The organism is Sulfitobacter faviae (genome assembly GCF_029870955.1).
GTDB lineage: Bacteria > Pseudomonadota > Alphaproteobacteria > Rhodobacterales > Rhodobacteraceae > Sulfitobacter > Sulfitobacter faviae.
This window is the reverse complement of the sequence record NZ_PGFQ01000002.1, coordinates 89,893-109,880: the sequence shown is the minus strand read 5'-3', so window position 1 is coordinate 109,880 and position 19,988 is coordinate 89,893. Positions and strand designations below refer to the sequence as shown.

At 63.7% G+C, this 19,988-nt stretch carries 18 protein-coding genes and 4 pseudogenes; 16 read left to right on the top strand and 6 right to left on the bottom strand.

Translation table 11 applies throughout. The features are described 5' to 3' along the window. Window positions 1–84: 84 nt before the first annotated feature. The 3 genes and pseudogenes from CUR85_RS20380 to CUR85_RS17090 all read right to left on the bottom strand — a co-directional run. Window positions 85–600, bottom strand: a pseudogene (locus CUR85_RS20380) (nitrilase-related carbon-nitrogen hydrolase); the annotation flags it as partial. After that, entirely contained in the window at window positions 597–884 is a 288-nt protein-coding gene (locus CUR85_RS17095) for a hypothetical protein (protein ID WP_280322936.1), read from the bottom strand. The gene CUR85_RS17095 and the pseudogene CUR85_RS20380, both read right to left, overlap by 4 nt. Continuing rightward, entirely contained in the window at window positions 881–1,384 is a 504-nt protein-coding gene (locus tag CUR85_RS17090) for a CinA family protein (protein WP_067265105.1), read from the bottom strand. Before CUR85_RS17090 ends, CUR85_RS17095 begins: the two co-directional genes overlap by 4 nt. 135 nt (window positions 1,385–1,519) lie before the next feature. On the opposite strand from CUR85_RS17090, the pseudogene CUR85_RS17085 reads away from it, so the two are divergent. From CUR85_RS17085 to CUR85_RS17050, 9 genes and pseudogenes are all read left to right on the top strand, one after another. Continuing rightward, window positions 1,520–2,148, top strand: a pseudogene (locus tag CUR85_RS17085) (glutathione S-transferase family protein). 173 nt (window positions 2,149–2,321) lie between these two features. Further along, entirely contained in the window at window positions 2,322–2,720 is a 399-nt protein-coding gene (locus tag CUR85_RS17080) for a hypothetical protein (protein WP_280322935.1), read from the top strand. Continuing rightward, on the top strand, window positions 2,717–3,409 hold the full coding sequence (locus CUR85_RS17075) for an acyl-CoA dehydrogenase (RefSeq protein WP_280322934.1): 693 nt from the start codon (window positions 2,717–2,719) through the stop codon (window positions 3,407–3,409). The genes CUR85_RS17080 and CUR85_RS17075 overlap by 4 nt, the downstream gene beginning before the upstream one ends. After that, window positions 3,406–4,104 carry a PIG-L deacetylase family protein gene (locus tag CUR85_RS17070; RefSeq protein ID WP_067265111.1) on the top strand — a complete coding sequence of 233 codons (699 nt, stop codon included), beginning with the start codon at window positions 3,406–3,408 and terminating at the stop codon, window positions 4,102–4,104. Before CUR85_RS17075 ends, CUR85_RS17070 begins: the two co-directional genes overlap by 4 nt. Continuing rightward, a complete protein-coding gene (locus tag CUR85_RS17065; RefSeq protein WP_280322933.1) occupies window positions 4,104–4,421 on the top strand; it encodes a class I SAM-dependent methyltransferase in 318 nt (105 codons plus the stop codon). Before CUR85_RS17070 ends, CUR85_RS17065 begins: the two co-directional genes overlap by 1 nt. Before the next feature lie 11 nt (window positions 4,422–4,432). Further along, on the top strand, window positions 4,433–4,666 hold the full coding sequence (locus CUR85_RS17060) for a hypothetical protein (protein WP_280322932.1): 234 nt from the start codon (window positions 4,433–4,435) through the stop codon (window positions 4,664–4,666). Then, the gene (locus CUR85_RS17055; protein WP_280322931.1) at window positions 4,663–4,962 is read left to right on the top strand and encodes a glycosyltransferase; all 300 of its coding nucleotides are present in this window, start codon (window positions 4,663–4,665) and stop codon (window positions 4,960–4,962) included. Before CUR85_RS17060 ends, CUR85_RS17055 begins: the two co-directional genes overlap by 4 nt. Beyond that, entirely contained in the window at window positions 4,887–5,117 is a 231-nt protein-coding gene (locus CUR85_RS20600; RefSeq protein ID WP_425520172.1) for a glycosyltransferase, read from the top strand. The genes CUR85_RS17055 and CUR85_RS20600 overlap by 76 nt, the downstream gene beginning before the upstream one ends. A gap of 690 nt (window positions 5,118–5,807) precedes the next feature. Next, on the top strand, window positions 5,808–7,871 hold the full coding sequence (locus tag CUR85_RS17050) for a catalase (RefSeq protein WP_067265118.1): 2,064 nt from the start codon (window positions 5,808–5,810) through the stop codon (window positions 7,869–7,871). A 39-nt stretch (window positions 7,872–7,910) separates the two neighbouring features. Here the strand turns inward: CUR85_RS17050 and CUR85_RS17045 are convergent, their stop codons facing one another. Next, on the bottom strand, window positions 7,911–8,693 hold the full coding sequence (locus CUR85_RS17045; RefSeq protein WP_067265122.1) for an IclR family transcriptional regulator: 783 nt from the start codon (window positions 8,691–8,693) through the stop codon (window positions 7,911–7,913). Window positions 8,694–8,857: 164 nt separating this feature from the next. On the opposite strand from CUR85_RS17045, the pseudogene CUR85_RS17040 reads away from it, so the two are divergent. From CUR85_RS17040 to CUR85_RS17005, 7 genes and pseudogenes are all read left to right on the top strand, one after another. Beyond that, a pseudogene (locus CUR85_RS17040) lies at window positions 8,858–10,374 on the top strand (ABC transporter substrate-binding protein). Window positions 10,375–10,488: 114 nt separating this feature from the next. Further along, window positions 10,489–11,406: an ABC transporter permease gene (locus CUR85_RS17030; RefSeq protein ID WP_136720362.1), complete on the top strand. Its 918-nt coding sequence runs from the start codon at window positions 10,489–10,491 to the stop codon at window positions 11,404–11,406. Window position 11,407: 1 nt separating this feature from the next. Continuing rightward, window positions 11,408–12,310 carry an ABC transporter permease gene (locus tag CUR85_RS17025; protein ID WP_067268444.1) on the top strand — a complete coding sequence of 301 codons (903 nt, stop codon included), beginning with the start codon at window positions 11,408–11,410 and terminating at the stop codon, window positions 12,308–12,310. Between the two features lie 3 nt (window positions 12,311–12,313). Then, window positions 12,314–13,312, top strand: coding sequence for an ABC transporter ATP-binding protein (locus CUR85_RS17020; RefSeq protein WP_067268446.1), 999 nt, complete (start codon window positions 12,314–12,316; stop codon window positions 13,310–13,312). Window positions 13,313–13,382: 70 nt separating this feature from the next. Then, a complete protein-coding gene (locus CUR85_RS17015; RefSeq protein ID WP_281429892.1) occupies window positions 13,383–14,303 on the top strand; it encodes an ABC transporter ATP-binding protein in 921 nt (306 codons plus the stop codon). Window positions 14,304–14,307: 4 nt separating this feature from the next. Further along, a complete protein-coding gene (locus tag CUR85_RS17010) occupies window positions 14,308–15,897 on the top strand; it encodes a gamma-glutamyltransferase (protein ID WP_067268449.1) in 1,590 nt (529 codons plus the stop codon). Beyond that, window positions 15,894–17,288 (top strand): M20 family metallopeptidase, encoded by a 1,395-nt coding sequence (locus CUR85_RS17005; RefSeq protein WP_067268451.1) that lies wholly within the window; start codon window positions 15,894–15,896, stop codon window positions 17,286–17,288. Before CUR85_RS17010 ends, CUR85_RS17005 begins: the two co-directional genes overlap by 4 nt. A gap of 32 nt (window positions 17,289–17,320) precedes the next feature. Here CUR85_RS17005 and CUR85_RS16995 read toward each other — a convergent pair. Both CUR85_RS16995 and glpK read right to left on the bottom strand, forming a co-directional pair. Further along, window positions 17,321–18,447, bottom strand: a pseudogene (locus tag CUR85_RS16995) (iron-containing alcohol dehydrogenase). Between the two features lie 8 nt (window positions 18,448–18,455). After that, a complete protein-coding gene (gene glpK / locus CUR85_RS16990; RefSeq protein WP_067268454.1) occupies window positions 18,456–19,952 on the bottom strand; it encodes a glycerol kinase GlpK in 1,497 nt (498 codons plus the stop codon). Between the last annotated feature and the right edge of the window lie 36 nt (window positions 19,953–19,988).

Below are 19,988 nucleotides of genomic sequence, written 5' to 3'. Positions count from 1 at the left end.
GAAACTGCCCGTTCGCATCCGCTCAGACTGGATACGCCCGCAATCTACATCGGCGATGGTCAGCTCCGGCTCCAGCGGGAAACGGGTGGATTCGGCCAGAAGATCGCCCAACTCATGGATCATCCCCTGCCCGTCCCACGCCAGATCGGTCGTACTCTCCCCCGGCCCGGCGGCGGAGTACACATAGGCCGCGAAGGCGCGCATGGATTGCGACCGGCACAGCAGGTGACGGTCAGAGGATTTGCCGATCACGATATTGGACGCCGAGAGATTGGCGAGGATCAAGGCGCCCCCGAGAGCCGCATCCGCCGAGGGCGGCGCCGGCGTCCAGAGGTCTTCGCAAATCTCGGCATGGAAAATCAGACCGGGCAGGTCCGTCGCCTCGAAAATCAGGTCATCGCCAAAAGGCACTCGCCGGCCCGCGACGGTGATCTCTCCGCCGGTGTCACGGCCATGGGCGAACCAGCGTTTCTCATAGAACTCGCGGTAATTGGGCAGGTAGGACTTCGGCACCACGCCGAGCACCTGCCCGCGTGAAATGGCAATGGCGCAATTGTAAAGCCGCCCCTCACGGCGCAGTGGCGCGCCGAGCAGGATCACGGGGTCATCTCGGCGCTGGCCTCGATCAGGTCACCAAGCGCCTCTTCCACCGCCGTTAACAGGGCATCCTGCATGTGGAGATCGTCGATGGCGTAGGACGAGAGTGACAGTTCGGGGCAAACCAGCAAATCCACCCGCGCCGCATCGGCCCGGCGCATTTCGTCCAGCAGGCTGTCGCGGTTGAAAGCCACATCGGCGGGCCGCACATGCGGCGTGCAGGTCGCCACCCGGACAAAGCCATGACGGTGGTAGGCGGTAAAGGCGGCGGCTTGGCTTTTGCTCACGTCAGGCTCTCCTCCAACATATCCAAAATCGTTTCAAGGCATCGCTGCCGGATCGCATCCCGGCCAATGGCACCAAAGGACTCGGCCCGATGAACCGTGTTACACCCCTCGCGTGCAAGCGCAAAATGCACAAGCCCCTCTTCATCCTCGGCGCTGCCCGGCCCGGCGAACCCGGTGGTCGAGACGGCAATCTGCGCGCCGGAACGGTCCTGCGCGCCTTCGGCCATTGCAATCGCCACGGGGCGCGAAACCGCGCCGCAGCGGTCCAAAAGCGCCCGATCGACGCCCAACAGCTCATGCTTGGATTGATCCGTATAGGTGACGAAACCCCGCTCGAACGCGTGGGAGCACCCTTCAATATCCGTCAGCAACGCGGCGACCAGCCCGCCGGTGCAGCTTTCCGCCGTGGCGATGTGAATGTCGCGGTCGCAAAGCACTTCCAAAACGGATTTCGCGCGATCTGCGATGTCGGGCTGCGCTAGGGGGTCACTGTTCTGCATCTTCGCTCCGCAAATTGGTGCCTTGTTAAGCAAAACCCCCGCAGGCCGCTGTGGTTCCTTGCGTTGACCCGCCGCAAACCGCCTGCTTAACATTGCAAGAAACCGAAACGCACCTCTGCATATGGGACCGAAGCGATGATTGATTTCTACACATGGACCACCCCCAACGGCCGCAAGGTCTCGATCCTGCTCGAAGAATTGGGAATCGACTACAATGTGCACGCCATCAACATCGGCAAGGATGAGCAGCACGCGCCCGAGTTTCTAAAGATCAGCCCCAACAATAAAATCCCCGCCATCGTGGACCATGACACTGGGGTAAGCCTGATGGAATCCGGCGCGATCATGATCTACCTCGCCGAGAAATATGGCCGTTTCCTGCCCGAGGGTCAGGCCGGGCGGGCCGAGGTGATGCAATGGTTGATGTGGCAGATGGGCGGCTTTGGCCCATGGCCGGGCAGGCGCATCACTTCTTGCATTTCAACCCCGGCAAGGCGGCCTATGCCGAAGAGCGTTTCGGGGCTGAGGTCAAACGGCTTTACGGCGTGCTCGACAAACAGCTTGAGGGGCGGGACCACATTTGCGGCGAATATTCCATCGCGGATATGGCCTGCTGGCCTTGGGTGTCGCGCTATGAATGGCAGCAGATCGACCTTGCCGACTATCCCAATGTGCGTGCGTGGTATCAGCGCCTGCGCGCGCGAGATGCGGTGCAAAAGGGCTACCATGTGCCCAAGGTGATGGGCGAGATTCCCGAGGGCTGACATCCGCCCCCCGCCGCGGTTGCAACGTAGGCGGGAACCAAGAGACAAGTTGAACGGTTGCACTCCCGAAGGCAGTGCTGCCACGCGCGTAGGCTGCCCGTTTCACGAATGGGGGGCAGTATCGTGACGCTTGATCTCAAAGGTGTATCCTTGCGCGGCTGTCGGGCACTGCCATGAACAGTGCGCCGCGTTTCGACCCTTTTCCGCCCCAGTCGCAAAGGGATATCCTTTCGCAATCTGCTCGAAAGGCCCTGCGCCACGCGGCACGGGCCGAGGAGGCGGGCGCCGCCCCCATCAGCGGCTCTATCGACATTCTGCGTGACGCGGGGCTGATGCTGGAAGATGGCGCCACGGCCCCTTTGCGCACCGCCCATGCGCTGATGCAGATCGGTGCCGCCAACCTCAGCGTCGGCCGTTTATGGGAGGGCCACGTCAACGCGCTGCGCCTGATCCGCCTATACGGCAGTGCGGCGCAGGCGGAGCGGGCGAAACAGGTGATCCGGCAGGGCGGGCTTCTGGGCGTTTGGGGGCCGATGGCAGCAATCCGGCGCGTTCCGAAAAGGGTGTTTTGAAGGGTGAGAAGATCTTCGCTTCCGGCCTCGGCACTGTGACCCATACGCTCGTCTCGCTCAATTCCGGCCCCGAGGTGCAGCTTGCGCTGATCGATGTGACCGACCCCGCCCGCGGCGATGCCTCGCAATGGGACATGCTGGGGATGCGGGCAACGGCCTCGGGGACCTATGATTTTTCCGGCCTGCCTCTTGAGGATGACGCGCTTATCGGCGCCCCCGGCGACTATCTGAAAGAGCCGCATTTCGTCGGCGGCGTCTGGCGGATCGCAGCGCTTCAGGCGGGCGCCGCGGCGGGGTTGATTGATGCGGCAGCCACTGCGCTGCGGGACATGGACCGGCTTGAGGCCGAGGCCCAATTGAGCCGCCTGATGCAGGTGCTGATGCGGGTCTGGGCTGGTATGGCATTGGTCGAACGCGCCGCTCTCGCCGATGCGGATGACCGCGCGGAGGAGACCCTCGTCAGCACCGCCATCGCCGCGCGGATTTATACCGAGGAGGTCGCCCTCGACGCGATCAAAGCGGTGGAGCAAAGCCTCGGGTTGCGCCATTTCACCGGAACCTCCGAGACGGGCCGCATGGCGCGCGATCTTTCGGTCTATCTGCGCCAAGCCGCGCGCGACGCCTTCCTACAACGCGCCGCTCGCCATGCGCTTTCGAGTGACCAGACGGTTTGGGGTGTCTTTGGATGAGCCATAACGCCCCCCTCGCCGAGGCTCTGTCGGGCCGCGAAAAGATCGTGGTACTGGCGCCGCACCCGGACGACGAAACACTCGGCTGCGGCGGTCTTTTGGCCCGCGCTTTCGCAGGGGCCGGGGCGCATGTCATCTGCCTGACCGATGGCGGCGCAAGCCACCCCGGTTCCCGCGCATGGCCCCCGGCCCGATTGGCCGAGACGCGGCGCGCGGAATTGGCAGAGGCGCTCGATCTCCTTGGTGGCGGCGCGGCGGATTTGACATGGCTCGGCCATCCCGACAGCCAATTGCACGAGGTGCCTGCCGACGCCATCCTGACCGAGCTGATGCAGGTGATCGACGCGCAAACGGCACGTCACATCTTCGTCCCGGCCCGCGAGGACAAACACTGCGACCATAAAACCACCGCGTCACTGGCCGACGGCCTGCGCGCGCAGCGCCCCGATCTGCATTTTCATAGCTATCCGGTGTGGAGCCGTTTCGATGATCCGAACTTCGCCGAGAACACAGCAGGCTACGCCCCCCTGACCCTCGACACCGCCGCCTATCGCGACGCCAAGAGTGCTGCGATCCGCGCGCATCGCAGCCAGCTTGGCCAAGTCGTGCAAGACGATCCCGAGGGGTTCGTTCTGCCCGAGTCGATGATCAACCTCTTCGCGCAGCAAGACGAAATTTTTTGGAGGATGCCGTGATGGGTGTGGGGTTGGATCATCTTCAAGGTCTCTATGCCGAGACGAGCGATCCTTGGGGGTTCGAACATAGCGCCTATGAGCAGGCCAAATTCGCCGCGACGCGGGCGGCGCTTTCGCAGGATGGCTACCGCTCGGCCTTTGAACTCGGCTGCGGCAATGGTCAATTGGCACGCCACCTGATCGACATCTGCGCGCGCTATACCGGGATGGATGCGGTCGCCAGCGCCCTGACCGCCGCGCGCAAAGCGGTGCCGGAGGGGCGCTTCGTCCAAGGGTTCTATCCCGGCCCCCTGCCCGAGGGGACTTCGATCTGCTGATCCTCTCCGAAGTGCTCTATTTTCTGGATCATGCGGGGCTGGACCAACTGGCGACCGACATCGCGACCCGCTGGCCGAAGGCCGAGATCATCTGCGTGACTTGGCGCGGTGACACCGGCAATCCGTTGCAAGGGGAGGAGGCGCTGAACGGCTTTGCCAAGGCGCTCGACACCCATGCCTTCACCTGCGTCAGCGCGACCGAGGACTACCGCATCGACCGCGCCTTTCCGGAGGGTGACAGATGAGTTTCGAGCGCTGGAAAGACACCGCAATCATCATCCCCGCCCGGAACGAGGCGGAGCGGATCGGCGATTGCCTCACCGCCCTTGCCCCCCAGTGCAACGACCGTGTCCACGTAATCCTTGTGGTGAACAACACCGATGACGACACCGCCAAGATCGCCACGGCGGCGGCGGGGCGGCTTGGCATCGACCTCACCGTGCTCGATCTCACCTTCCCCCCGGAATGGGGGTCGGCGCGGCACGGCGGAAGGGCTGCGCCGTGGCCTTGGAACAGATGCCTCATCTGCGCCAGATCCTGACCACCGATGCCGATTGCCGCGTCAGCCCCGATTGGGTCGCGCGCAGCATTCACCACCTCCAACGCTTTGACGCCCTCTGCGGCAGGGTCACGCTGAACCCGAAGAGGCCGCCTGTTTGGCGCAGCAAGACCCAATGCTTGAGGCCCATGAAATGACTTACCGCCGCTTGGTGCTCACGCTCTACGCGCGGCACGCCCCGAACTGCGCCGATTTGCAAGGCAGCCACGGCGAAGCGCCGGGGCCAGCCTTGGCTTCACCCGCGATGCCTATGAGGCCGTCGGCGGTTTCGCCCCAATCCCCTGTGGCGAGGACCGCGCGATCATCCGTGCCCTGCGGGCCGCGGGCCGCCGGGTGCATCACGCGAATGATGTCTGGGTCGAAGCCTCTTGCAGGCTTGTCGGGCGGGCGGCAGGCGGCATGGCCGATACGCTGCGCAACCGGCTGAGCGGGGCGGGCTATCTGGCCGATGACTGTTTGCCGGATGCGGGCTGCTTGCTGGAGAAACTGCGCCGGGGGGTTTGGGCTGCTGGCCGGTGCAGGTGCCAGAGGCTGAACGCATTCCGGTCGATGAACTGCCCGCGCATATCGCGCTGCTGCGGGGCTTTTTGGACAAGTCCGCGGTCCGTGAGACAGCCGCTCCCCTCGCATTGGAGGCCGCAGATCTCCCCCCGCGCGAGAACTTTCCTGCCCGCCCGGCAAAAGCATCGGAACCCCTCGCCGCGGGGGTGGTTGAACTCTCATAGGGTCGGGCAATCACCGCCGGCTCTGGAGCGGTCCTCTCGGCCCGCCACATATTAGCAACAAATCCTCCCGATTATATTCCGGGGGCGCTGTGGAGAAAGATCATGACAGACAAAGAACTTGGCAAAGGCGGCGAACCCCGCCAGCAAACCACGGACCGCGAAAAGACGATGACGACCGCGCAGGGCGGCCCGATCGCGGATGATCAGAACTCACTCAAAGCAGGTCCGCGCGGCCCGGTCTTGATGGAAGACCACGTATTCCGCGAGAAGATGTTTCATTTCGACCACGAGCGCATTCCAGAGCGTGTCGTTCACGCCCGCGGCTACGGCGTCCATGGGCATTTCGAGCTAAAGGAAGCGATCCCCGAACTGTCCTGCGCCGATATCTTCCAGCGCGTCGGCGAAAAGACCCCGACCTTCACCCGTTTCTCCACCGTGGCAGGCAACAAGGGCTCTTTCGATCTGGCCCGCGACGTGCGCGGGTTCGCGACGAAGTTCTACACGCAAGAGGGCAACTGGGACCTCGTCGGCAACAACATCCCCGTGTTCTTTATCCAAGACGCGATCAAGTTCCCCGATCTCATCCACTCCGTCAAACCCGCCCCTGACCGTGGCTTCCCGCAGGCCCAGTCGGCGCATGACAACTTCTGGGATTTCGTCTCGCTCTCACCCGAGGCGATCCATATGACGCTGTGGCAGATGTCCGACCGGGCGATCCCGCGCTCCTTCCGCTTTATGGAAGGCTTCGGCGTGCATACCTTCCGGCTGGTCAATGCCGAGGGCAAATCGCATTACGTCAAGTTCCACTGGAAGCCCAAGCAGGGTCTGCAATCGGTGGTCTGGAACGAGGCGCTCAAGATCAACGGCGCGGACCCGGATTTCCACCGCCGCGACATGTGGGATGCCATCGACGCGGGCGACTACCCGCAGTGGGATCTGGGCATTCAGGTCTTTGACGACGAATTCGCCGATAACTTCGAGTTCGACATCCTCGACGCCACCAAGATCATCCCCGAAGAGCAGGTGCCGGTGCGCATCATCGGGACGCTGACGCTTGACGCCAATGTCGACAACTTCTTCGCCGAGACTGAGCAGGTGGCCTTTTGCACCCAGAACATCGTCCGCGGGATCGACCACACGAATGACCCGCTGCTACAGGGGCGGAACTTCTCCTACCTCGACACGCAGCTTAAGCGTCTCGGCGGGCCGAACTTCACCCATATCCCGATCAACGCGCCGAAATGCCCGTTCCACCACTTCCAGCAAGACGGGCATATGGCGATGCACAACCCCAAGGGCCGCGTGAACTACGAGCCCAACAGCTGGGGCGAGGATGGCGGCCCGCGCGAGAACCCACAGATTGGTTTCCAGAGCTACCCGGCAGAGGTCGAAGGTACGAAACAGCGCGTGCGCTCCGAGACATTCGCCGACCACTACAGCCAAGCGCGGCAGTTCTACATCAGCCAGACCGAGATCGAGCAGCAGCATATCGCGGCGGCCTATACCTTCGAGCTGTCGAAATGTCAGGAAGAGCGCATTCGCCTGCGGATGCTCTCGCATCTGATGAACGTGCATGACGATCTGGCGAAACAGGTGGCCGAAGGCTTAGGCGTGACCGAGATGCCGGACCCCGCCAAACCCGCGCGGGAGCCGATCACCGATCTGCCGCCCTCGGATGCGCTCAGCATTCTGAAGAACGCGCCGAACAGCTTCGCGGGCCGCAAGTTGGGTCTGTTCCTGACCGAAGGCGCGGATGCCTCGGTGGTGGAAGCCTTGGAAAAATCCTTTGCCGATGAGGGCGCGATGGTCGCCATCGTGACGCCGCATATCCAAGGGGTGACCCTCTCGGACGGCAGCACCCGCGAAGCGGATGAGAAGATCGACGGTGGCCCGTCGGTGGTCTTTGACGCGGTGGCCTTGGTCTTCGGTGAAGAGAAAGCCGATAAGATCGCCAAGAACAAACCGGCGCAGGATTTCGTCTCGGACGCCTTTGCGCATAACAAGTTCATCGCTTGGACCACAGCCGCCGATCCGCTGCTCAACGCCGCCGGGATTGAGAAGGACGAAGGGACGATGGAGGTCTCTGCCGATAATGCGAACGCGTTCCTTCAGACCTGCCGCAAACTTCGGTTCTGGCAGCGCGAAGAAAAGCTGAACTGGGAATAAGAAGACACCGGCCGGAGCAGAAATGCTCCGGCCCTTTTTCTAGCGCCGATGCACCTGCGATGAGGGTGAAATGGCGTTCGCCGTGTCCTGCAGGCGCGGCAGAATCTCGGCCCTGATCCGCTCCCGCGTCCAAGTATGCGCCGAGACCGAACATTGCACCGCCGCAAAGGCCCGCCCATCGGGGCCGGTAATCGGACAGGCCACCCCGATCTCGGACAAAATCATCTGATCGCTGGAGATCGCATAGCCCTGCTGCACGGCCTCACCGATGCTGTTGCGTATCGTGGCGCGGTCCATCGTGGTGCGCGCGGTGAAGGGTTTGAGCGGCCAAGTCTCGATCGCGTCTTCCCGGTCTTCGGGCGAGAAGGTCGAGATGATCGCCCGCCCCGCCGACGTCGAAAGCGCAGGCAGCCGCCGTCCGATCACCGTCGCCGCGAAATAGGTCCGCTGGCAGGGCAATCGGCTGACGTAGATGATGTGATCGGTCGAAAGCTCGGCGAGGTTCACCGTCTCCCCGATCTCTTGGCTGAGGTCGATCAGCTTGGGAATCGCCTGCCCCACCAATTGATCCGACCAGTAATAGGCATAGGCCAGCTCCAACCAAGCATGGGACGGGCGGTAGCGCCGCGTGGCCGGATCCTTTTCCAACATGCCCTCGATATGCAGCGTATTCGCCAGCCGCTGAACCGCGCTTTTATCCAATCCGCTGCGCGCGGCAAGCTCGACCAGTGACAATTCCGTATGCGATTCATCGAAGGCGCGGAGCAGCCGCAGCCCCTTGGCAAGCGACCCGACGTAGAGGGTATTTTGCTTCTTTTCCAATCACCTACCCCGAAATCTGGCCCAATTGTTCAAACCGGGGCTTGACGTATGTCGATCTGATTGCGTTTATTAATCGTATTGCGATATAAAGTATTATTATATGATACGGTACGCAAGTCAAAAAGATACGGAACCGAATTCGTTAACCAGCAGGGGAGTTGACCATGAAATCCACGGTCCTGAAATCAACCATCACCGGGCTTGTTCTGGCCGCCGCCACGGGCGCGGCTTGGGCGGACAAAGCCAATGACACGCTGAATGTCGCCTTCACCAAAGAGCTTGAGAACGTCGACAGCTACTTCAACTCGTCCCGCGAAGGCGTGGTGCTGCAACGCGCGGTCTGGGATGGTCTGATCTACCGCGATCCGGTCACCAACGAATACATGGGCAACCTCGCCACCGAATGGGAATGGATCGACGACACGACCATCGAATTCAAACTGCGCGAAGGCGTGAAATTCCACGACGGCTCGGACTTCACCGCCGATGACGTGGTCTTTACCGTGAACTACGTCGCCGATGAGGCCAATGGCGTGAAAACGCAGCGCAACGTGAACTGGATGAAATCGGCTGAGAAGGTCGACGACTACACCGTGCGCATCATGCTGAAAGAGAAGTTCCCGGCGGCGATTGAATTCCTCTCCGGCCCCGTTTCGATGTATCCCAGCGACTATTACGAAGAAGCCGGCCCCGAAGGCATGGGCCTGAAACCCGTCGGCACCGGCCCTTACAAGGTGACCGAAGTCGTCCCCGGCCAGCACTTCAAACTGGAAGCCTATGAGGGCTACCACGACAGCCCCAAGGGCAAGCCCAGCATCAAGAACATCGACATCCGCACCATCCCGGATGTGAACACGCAGATGGCGGAACTGTTCAGCGGCTCGCTTGATCTGATCTGGCAGGTGCCATCGGACCAAGCCGAGAAACTGGCCGAGCGGGATGAGTTCCAAGTCTCCAACGAATCCACCATGCGCGTGGGCTATCTGACGCTGGACGCGGCGGGCCGCTCCGAGGACAGCCCCTTTACCGACGTGCGCGTGCGCAAGGCCGTGAACTATGCGATCAACCGTCAGGAACTGGTCGACGCGCTGCTCAAAGGCAAATCCAAAGTCGTCTACACCCCCTGCTTCCCCAGCCAGTTCGGCTGCGACGAAGACGCGGCGGTGAAGTATGAATACAACCCGAGAAGGCCAAGGAATTGCTGGCCGAGGCGGGCTACGAAGACGGTCTGACCATCGACTTCTACGCCTACCGCGACCGTGAATATGCCGAGGCGATCACCAGCTACCTGAACGCCGTGGGCATCGATACCAACTTCAAGATGTTGCAGTATTCCGCCCTGCGGGAGCAGAACATGAAGGGCGAAACCGCCGTGTCGTTCCAGACATGGGGCAGCTATTCGATCAACGACGCCTCCGCCATGGTCAGCCAGTTCTTCAAACATGGCTCGCTCGACTACGCGATGGACGACGAGACGCTCGAATACCTCAACATCGCCGACAGCTCGACCGACCCCGAGGTCCGCAAAGAGAACTACTCCAAGGCGATCGAACGCATCACCGAGGAAGCCTATTGGGCGCCGATGTTCTCCTACAACACCAACTACGTGACCACCAATGAGGTGGAATACACGCCCACAGCCGACGAAGTCCTGCGCTTCACCACGGCCAGCTGGAAGTAAACCAATCGGCGGGGGCGCCGTGATCGGTGCCCCTGCCCTTCTCCCCTTCCGCACCCAACCCAGACCCACGCGGCAGGCCCTCGCCTGCGGCGCAGCCTCAAGGTAGTTGCACCCGTGCTTCAATTCATTCTCAAACGATTGGGACTGGCCCTTCTCGTGGCCTTCACCGTGTCGTTTATCAGCTTTAGCCTGCTGTTCCTGTCGGGCGACCCCGCCGCCGCGCTGGCCGGTGAAACCGCCAGTGGCGAAGATATCGAGGCCCTGCGCCGTCTCTATGGTTTTGACCGGCCCATGCTGGTGCAGTATGGCGAATGGCTGTTCTCGGCCCTTCAGGGCGATTTCGGCGAAAGCTACTATTTCCGCCTGCCCGTCGCCTCGCTCATCGCCGACCGATTGAGCGTGACCATGACGCTCGGCGTCTGCGGGATCACCTTCGCGTTGCTGACCGCCGTGCCCTTGGGCGTGGTCGCCGCGATCCGCCCCAATTCGATCATCGACCGTGTGGCGCTCTTCATCTCGGTTGCCGGTCAGGCGATGCCGAGCTTCTGGTTCGGCCTCATCCTGATCGTGGTCTTCGCCATCCAACTGGGCTGGCTGCCGCCTTCGGGCACCGACACATGGCGGCATTTCATCCTGCCGACCGTGGTGTTGGGCTATTACGCCATGCCCGCCATCATGCGTCTCACGCGCGCGGGCATGCTGGACGTGTTGAACTCCGACTACATCCGCACCGCGCGGGCCAAGGGCGCGAACGAGCGCCGGGTGCTGTTCCGCCATGCGCTGCGCAACGCGATCATCCCGGTGGTCAGCCTCGCCGCCGTGCAGATGGGCTTCATGCTGGGTGGCTCCATCGTGGTCGAGTCGATCTTCGCGCTGCATGGCGCGGGCTATCTGGCGTGGGAGAGCATCGCGCGTAACGACCTGCCCACGGTGCAGGCGCTGATCCTGATCTTCTCGATGTTCTACATTGTTTTCACCTTCCTCGCAGACGTGCTGAACGCATGGCTCGACCCCCGCATGAGGAGCAGCTGACATGGCCACGGCAAGCACACATGACAGCCTTTTGGACGAAATCACCGGCCCGACCCCCGGCCAGATGCTGCGCAAGCGCATCTTTGGGCACCAAGGTCTGCTGATCGGGGCGGTCGTTCTGATCATCCTCACGATCATCGCGATCCTCGCGCCCTGGATTGCACCGCATGATCCCTATGCCCAAAGTCTGATGACCCGGATGGAGCCTCCCGTGTTCATGCGCGGCACATGGGAGCATCCCTTGGGCACCGACCATCTGGGCCGCGATTACCTGTCGCGCCTCATCTACGGTGCACGGATTTCGCTGCTGATCGGGGCCGTGGCGGCGCTCATCTCGGGCCTGATCGGCACCGCCATGGGCGTGGCTGCGGGCTATTTCGGCGGCAAGGTCGACGCGGTCGTCACCTTCCTCATCAACGTGCGTCTGGCGATGCCGGTGGTACTGGTGGCACTGGCCGTGGTGGCGATCCTTGGCGGATCGCTGCAAGTGGTGATCATGGTGCTGGGCCTGCTCCTGTGGGACCGTTTCGCGGTGGTCATGCGCGCCTCGACCATGCAGGTGCGGCGGCGCGAATATGTTGCCGCGGCACAGGTCATCGGCGCCTCCACCCCGCGCATCCTCTTGTCCGAGATCATGCCCAACATCGCCAACAACCTGATCGTCGTCGTGACGCTGGAGATGGCCCATGCGATCCTTCTGGAAGCCGCACTGTCCTTCCTCGGCCTTGGGGTGCAACCGCCGACGCCGAGCTGGGGGCTCATGGTCTCCGAAGGTAAGAACATGATGCTGTTCGAGCCGTGGCTCGTGCTGATCCCGGGCGCCGTGCTTTTCGTGCTGGTGCTGGCGATCAACCTGATGGGTGACGGTCTGCGCGACGTCACCGCCCCCGAAAACCGGAGCTGACCCATGACAGAACCACTTCTGAGCGTCCGCAACCTGCGGCTCGACATTCCCACGGGCGGCGGCACCCTGCATGCGGTGCGCGGGATCGACTTCGACCTTAACCGTGGCGAAACCCTGTGCATCGTCGGCGAAAGCGGCTCGGGCAAATCGCTCACCTCGCTGGCGCTGATGGGGCTCTTGGGCAAATCCATCAAACGCCGCGCAGATCGGATGACCTTTGACGGGACCGAGTTGACCACCGCCAGCCAAGGCCAGATGCGCAAGCTGCGCGGGGCGCGGATGTCGATGATCTTCCAAGAGCCGATGACCTCGCTCAACCCCGCCTACACCATCGGCGACCAATTGGCCGAGGCGCTGCTCTTGCACCGCAAGGTCAGCCGCCAGCAGGCGCGGGACCGGGCCATCGAGCTTTTGGAAAAGGTCGGCATCACCGCCGCCGAGAGCCGTTTGTCGCAGTACCCGCACCAGCTCTCGGGCGGGTTGCGCCAGCGCGTGATGATCGCCATGGCGCTTATGTGCGAGCCGGAACTGATCATCGCGGACGAGCCGACCACCGCGCTCGACGTGACCATTCAGGCGCAGATCCTGCGACTGCTCCACGATCTGGGGCGCGAGATGAACATGGCCGTGATCCTGATCACCCATGACCTCGGCGTCGTGGCGCGGGTGGCCGATAAGGTCGCGGTGATGTATGCGGGCGAACTGGTCGAGACCGGCCCGGTCGGAGACATCTTCAACGCGCCCTCGCACCCCTACACCCGCGGACTGCTGCGCTGCATCCCGCTGCCCGGCAAGACCGACCGCGGCGCGAAACTGGGCACGATCCCGGGCATCGTGCCCTCGCTCGTGGGCGAGGTTGAGGGCTGCGTCTTCCGTACCCGCTGCCCCCATGCCGTCGCCGAATGCCGTGGCGACATTCCCAAACGCGAGGACGGCAACCACGCCTTCCGCTGCATTTTCCCCGATGGCAAACGCCAGTCCGAGAAGGAGCTGACCGTATGAAGGACAGCGTAAACACACCCCGGTGCTGGAGCTTTCCGGCGTCAGCAAGACCTACCGGGTGAAACAGGGCATGTTCGGCAAGGTCAAACCGCTCACGGCGGTGAATGACGTGTCGCTACAATTGGGCAAGGGGGAGGTGCTGGGCCTCGTCGGTGAATCCGGCTGCGGCAAATCCACCCTCGCCAAAATCCTCTTGGGGCTGGAGCAGCCGACCGCCGGTCACGTCAAGATCGACGGCGAAGAGATCACGCAGCAGGGCCGTCTGGCGCTGGCGCGGCGGATCCAGCCGATCTTTCAGGACCCCTATTCCTCGCTCAACCCGCGCAAGAGCATCTATGACGTGATCTCTCTGCCGCTGCGGGTGCACAACATCGGTGACGAGGAGAGCCGCAAGAAAAAGGTCAAAGAGATCCTCGACGTGGTGGGCCTGCCGCAACGGGTGATCAACACCTACCCCAGCCAGATGTCGGGCGGCCAGCGCCAGCGTGTGGCCATTGCCCGCGCGCTCATCATGAAGCCCGAGGTGGTGATCTGCGATGAGCCGACCTCGGCGCTGGATGTGTCGGTGCAAAGCCAGATCCTCAACCTGCTGGGCGAGCTGCGCGAGGAGTTCGGCCTGACCTATCTCTTCATCAGCCATGATTTGGCGGTGGTCGAACATCTCGCCACCCGCGTGGCGGTGATGTATCTGGGCGAGATCGTCGAGCAGAACTCGGTCGCCGGGCTCTTTGACGCGCCGCGTCACCCTTACACCAAGGCGCTTTTGAAATCCGTGCTGACGCCCGAACCCGGTTTGGGCGTGCCGGACACGCAGCTTGGCATGGCCTACCCGAACCCGATCGCGCCGCCGCCCGGTTGCCATTTTCACCCGCGCTGCCCGCGCGCGACGGATCTGTGCAAGCAAAAGGCGCCGCGTCACACCCCGATCCCGCAGGGGCATGTCGCCTGCCATCTGCACGATCCGGAAACCCCCATGTACGAACAAGAGTAATCCCATGTCATCGAACCTGTCGCACAGCAGTCAAACCCGCAAAACCGTCATCGAAACCGAACATGGCGTCGTCGCCGCGCAGCATCGGTTGGCAGCAATCGCGGGGGCCGAGGTGCTTGCGGCAGGGGGCGATGCGGTGGATGCGGCTGTGGCCACCTCTTTCGTCATCGGCGTGTTGGAACCTTGGATGAGCGGCCCTGCGGGCGGCGGGGCGATGATGCTCTGGCGCGCCGAGGAAGCCCAAGCCCATGCACTGAACCACGGCATGCGCAGCCCCGGCGCGCTTGATCCGGCGAATTATCCGCTGAGCGGGCGGGGCAAGGCGGGCGATCTCTTCCCGTGGGAGCATGTGGAGGGGGACCGCAACGTCCAAGGCGCCACCGCCATCGCCGTGCCCGGCGTGGTCGACGGGCTGGGCCAAGCGCATGAACGTTTCGGCAAGATGCCTTGGGCCGAGCTGCTTGCCCCAGCGGTTGAACATGCCCGCAAGGGTCTGTTGGTGGATTGGTATGCCGCGTTGGTCATCGCCTCTTGCACGCGCGCCCTTGCGCAGGATGCGGATGCCGCGGACCTCTTTCTGGAAGACGGGCAGTGGCCGACGATCAGCGGCTGGACCGCGCTGGCCGAGAAACGGCTGGACCAATCGCGCATGGCCGACAGTCTTGACCAGATCGCGCGGCACGGGGCGCGCGCGCTCTATGATGGTGACCTCGGGGCCGCGATGGCGCGGGATGTGCAGGACAAGGGCGGCTGCCTCAGCCACGACGACCTGCAAGCCTACCGCGCCGAGTTCAGCGCGCCGCTCGACTTTGCCTACCGCGACGCGCGCTTCCATGTTGTGCCGGGGTTGACCGCCGGGCCGACCTTCCGCGACACCTTTGCTTCCCTCGCGACCGAAGACCTCGGGAACGTCCCCGGCCCCGACAGCTATGCCGCCATGGCCGAGGCGCTCAAAGGCGCCTATGCCCGCCGTCTGGGCTCCATGGGCGACACCGGCGAAAGCCCCGAGGCACCGGGCTGCACCACGCATTTCTCGGTCGTCGACCGTCACGGGAATATGGTGGCGCAGACGCAGACGCTCCTGTCGATCTTCGGCTCCCGCGTCGTCTCTCCCTCCACCGGCTTTTTGATGAACAACGGCATCATGTGGTTCGACCCGGTTCAGGGCCGCCCGAACTCGCTGGGCCCGAACAAGCGCTGCCTGATGAACGTCTGCCCGGTGATCGGCGAACAGGGCGACAAACGCTTTGCCTTCGGCGCTTCCGGCGGGCGCAAGATTTTGGGCGCGGTGGCGCAACTGTCCTCCTTTGTCACCGATTTTGACATGTCGCTCGAAGACAGTTTCCACGCGCCGCGCATTGACGCTTCGGACGCCAACCAGCTCATCGCCGATGAAAGCCTGCCGCGCGATGTGCTCGACCGGCTGCGCGAGAACAATGAGGTCGCCGAGACCAAACGCACGATCTTCCCCTACGCTTTCGCCTGCCCCGCAGGCGTGATGCGCGCGGGCGGGCAGAATTCCGGCTGCACCGAGATTATGTCGCCTTGGGGCGACGCCATTTCCGAAGATATGACAAAGGACATTGAAGCATGACCCGCGATCAAGCGATCGAAGCGATCTCGACCTATTTCGATGAGGGGACATTCCAAGCCGAACTGGCCAACCTCGTCTCGTACGAGACCGAGAGCCAGAACCCTGACCAAGCCCCCGAACTGAAACGCTATCTGGTCGAGACGATGGAGCCGCGGCTGACGGCGATGGGCTTTGCCTGCAGCTTTCACGACAATCCCGACCCGCGCGGCGGCCCCTTTCTGGTGGGCGAGCGCCGCGAGGGGGATGACCTGCCGACCGTGCTGACCTATGGCCACGGCGACGTGATCCGCGCCCAGACCGACCAGTGGCGCGAGGGGCTGCATCCTTTCAAACTGGTCGAAGAGGGCGACAAGCTTTATGGCCGCGGCACCGCCGACAACAAGGGCCAGCACCTGATCAACATCGCCGCCATCGAAGCCGTGCTGAAAACCCGCGGCAAGCTCGGCTTCAACTGCCGCATCGTGATCGAGATGAGCGAGGAGACCGGCAGCGCGGGCCTGCCCGAGTTCTTTGCCGAACACCGCGAGGAACTGACCGCCGACGTGCTCATCGCCTCGGACGGGCCGCGGCTGCAACCTGAAGTGCCGACCATGTTCATGGGCTCGCGCGGGGGCGTGTCGTTTGATCTGATCGTCGACAAACGCGAAGGCGCGCATCACTCGGGCAACTGGGGTGGCTTGCTTGCCGATCCGGCAATGATCTTGGCGCAGGCCCTGTCGACCATCACCGACAAACGCGGACAAATCCAGATCCCCGAGTGGCGGCCCGACAGCCTGACCCCCTCGGTCCGCGCGGCGTTGAAAGATCTGCCGATCGAAAGCGACGATGGCCCCGCCATCGACAGCGATTGGGGCGAAGAAGACCTGACCCCGGTCGAGCGCGCCTACGGCTGGAACAGCTTTGCCATCCTCGCGATGAAAAGCGGCGTGCCCGAAGCGCCGGTCAACGCGATCTCGGCCCATGCGACGGCCACCTGCCAATTGCGCTATGTGGTCGGCACCGACCCCGAAGACATCCTGCCCGCCCTGCGCCGGCACCTTGATAAACAGGGGTTCGAGGATGTCCGGATCGAACCGCATGACCGCGGCTTTTTCCGCGCGACGCGGCTGGATGCGGATCACCCTTGGGTCAAATTCGTGGCCGACTCTCTGACGAAAAGCGCCGGGAAAGCGCCGCATATCCTGCCCAACCTCGCAGGCTCGCTGCCTAATGACAGTTTCAGCGATATCTTGGGTCTGCCCACCGTCTGGGTGCCGCATTCCTACCGCAGCTGTTCGCAGCACGCGCCGGATGAACATGTGCTGAAACCCGTCTGCCGCGATGCGCTGCGGGTGATGGCGGGCGTGTTCTGGGACTTGGGCGAAGGCAATACGCCGCCGCGCGCCGCCTAAAACTGCCGGGCGGGGGCCGTGGCCCCTGCCCGCTACATTGCTGCGCGGATGCAGGCTTCGAGGGTTTCCGCCTCAAGCACGCAAGGGTTCGCACGCATGGAGGAAGAGGCCGCCGCCTCGCGGGCCGTCTCGCCCAGATCCGCATCTTCGGGGATCCATTGGTTCAACCGCTCCAGCCCCCAATCATCGAGCAAGGCGGTCAGCGCGTCGAACGTGCCTTCCTCAGGCAGGTCGAACCCATCGGAGAGCCACATCTGCACTTCCGTGAAGCGGGCCGAGACCCGAGCGCATCCGCGTTCGCGGCCAGAACCGGCCCCAACAGCCGCCCGCAGATCAGCCCATGCGGCGCGCCGAAACGCCCGCCGATCACACCTGCCAGCCCATGCACGGCCCCGAGGCCCGCATTGGCCAGTGCCAAACCGCCCGAGAGGCTGACATAGGCCAGCGCATCCCGCGCGGCTGGATCCTCTCCCGCAGCCAGACGTTTAAGCGCGGTGATGCCCTGCGGGATCGCGGCGCGGCAGAGCGCATCTGTCAGCGGGTTGGCTTTGCTGGACAGATAGGGCTCGATCACCTGCACCAGCGCGTCGAGGCCGGAGCCCAAGGTCACCCCACGCGGCGCGCCATCGGTCAGCGCCGGGTCGACCAAGGCCAGACGCGGCAGCATACGGTCGTCGCGCAGGCTGACTTTTCGCGCGGCCTCCGGCACGGCGATGACGGCGTTTTTGGTCACCTCGGCTCCGGTGCCTGCGGTGGTAGGGATCGCGATCATCGGCAGCGGGTCGGCCTGCAAGGGCCTGCCCCCGCCCACGACTTCGAGATGCTCCATCACGTCGCACTCCGACGGGATCAACGCCGCTGCCGCCTTGGCAAGATCGATCACCGCGCCACCGCCCACGCCCAGCACCACATCCGCGCCGCGCCCCGCCGCCACGGCGGCGCGCACGTCGTCGACCGACGGCTCGCCACTGCTGCGCAACTGGCTCACCTCGCAGCCCGCCGCCGCCAAATCGCGCACCAGTTCATCGACCCATGCGACCGAACCGCCGCGCAGCAAAAGCACCTGCCGTCCATAACCCCGCGCGGCTGAGGCCGCTTCACCCGCGACCCCGCGCCCAAAGCGGATGCGCCCGGCGGTGGCGAAACCGAAAGGGGACATCCTCTGCATCAGAACTGCAACGTCGCCTGAACAGCCCGCTGCCAAGCGCCGTATTTCTCTTCGCGCGCGGCCTCGTCCATCTGGGTTTCAAACCGCCGGTCGAGCGCCCATTCGCGGGCGAAACCCTCCATATCGGGGTAGATGCCCGCCCGCTGCCCGGCCAGCCACGCGGCCCCAAGCGCGGTAGTCTCCAGCACATCGGGGCGGTCCACCGAGGCGCCGATCACGTCCGAGAGGAACTGCATCGCCCAGTCACTGGCGCTCATCCCGCCGTCGACGCGCAGGGTCGCAATCTCGCCCGGCTGGCCTTGGGCGGCCCAATCGGCCTGCATGGCTTCCAAAAGGTCGCGGGTCTGGTAGCCCACGCTTTCGAGAGCCGCCCGCGCGAGCTCCGCAGGGCCGGAGTTGCGCGTCAGCCCATAGATCGCGCCGCGGCATTCGGCGTTCCAATAGGGCGCGCCGAGGCCCACGAAAGCAGGCACCAGCACCACGTTCTGATGCGGATCGGCCTGCTCGGCCAGAGCCTGAGTCTCGCCCGCCTCGCGGATCATCTTGAGCCCGTCGCGCAGCCATTGCACCACGGCCCCGGCGACGAAGATCGAGCCTTCGAGCGCATAGGTCGGTTTGCCATCAAGCTGGTAGGCGATGGTGGTGAGCAACCGGTTGGTCGAGGTCACCGCCGTCTCGCCCGTGTTCAGCAGGGCAAAACAGCCGGTGCCATAGGTCGATTTCATCATGCCGGGCTGGAAACAGGCCTGCCCGATGGTCGCGGCCTGCTGGTCGCCCGCGACGCCGAGGATTGGGATCTCGCGGCCAAAGAGGTCGGGCCGCGTGGTGCCGAAATCGGCGGCGCAGTCCTGCACCTCGGGCAGCATTTCGAGCGGCACGTCGAACATCTTGCAGATCGTCGTGCTCCAGCGGCCTTTGTGGATGTCATAGAGCATGGTGCGGGCGGCATTGGTGGCATCAGTCACATGTCGCGCGCCGCCGGTGAGCTTCCAGATTAGATAGCTGTCGACGGTGCCGAAAAGCAGCTCGCCCGCCCGCGCCCGTTCGCGCGCGCCTTCGACATTGTCGAGGATCCATTTCAGCTTGGTGCCCGAGAAATAGGGATCGGCCAGAAGGCCGGTGCGTTCGGTGATGATCTTGTCGTCGCCGCTTTCGCGCAGCGCGCGGCAGAAATCGGCGGTGCGGCGGTCTTGCCAGACGATGGCGTTATGGACCGGCTTGCCGGTTTTCGCGTCCCAGACCAGCGTCGTCTCGCGCTGGTTGGTGATGCCGATGGCGGCGATGTCATCGGGGCGCAGACCGGCCTTTTCGATCACCGCGCGGCAGGTGCCAGCGGTGGTCGACCACAGATCGCCCGGATCATGCTCAACCCAGCCGGAGCGAGGGAAATGCTGCGGGAACTCTTCTTGGGCCGTGGCGGCGACCTTCATGTCGCCGTCAAAGATGATCGCCCGCGAGGAGGTGGTTCCCTGATCAATGGCGAGGATATGGGTCATGGCGCGGCCCCCGGATGTTGGATGAAACGAAAAAGG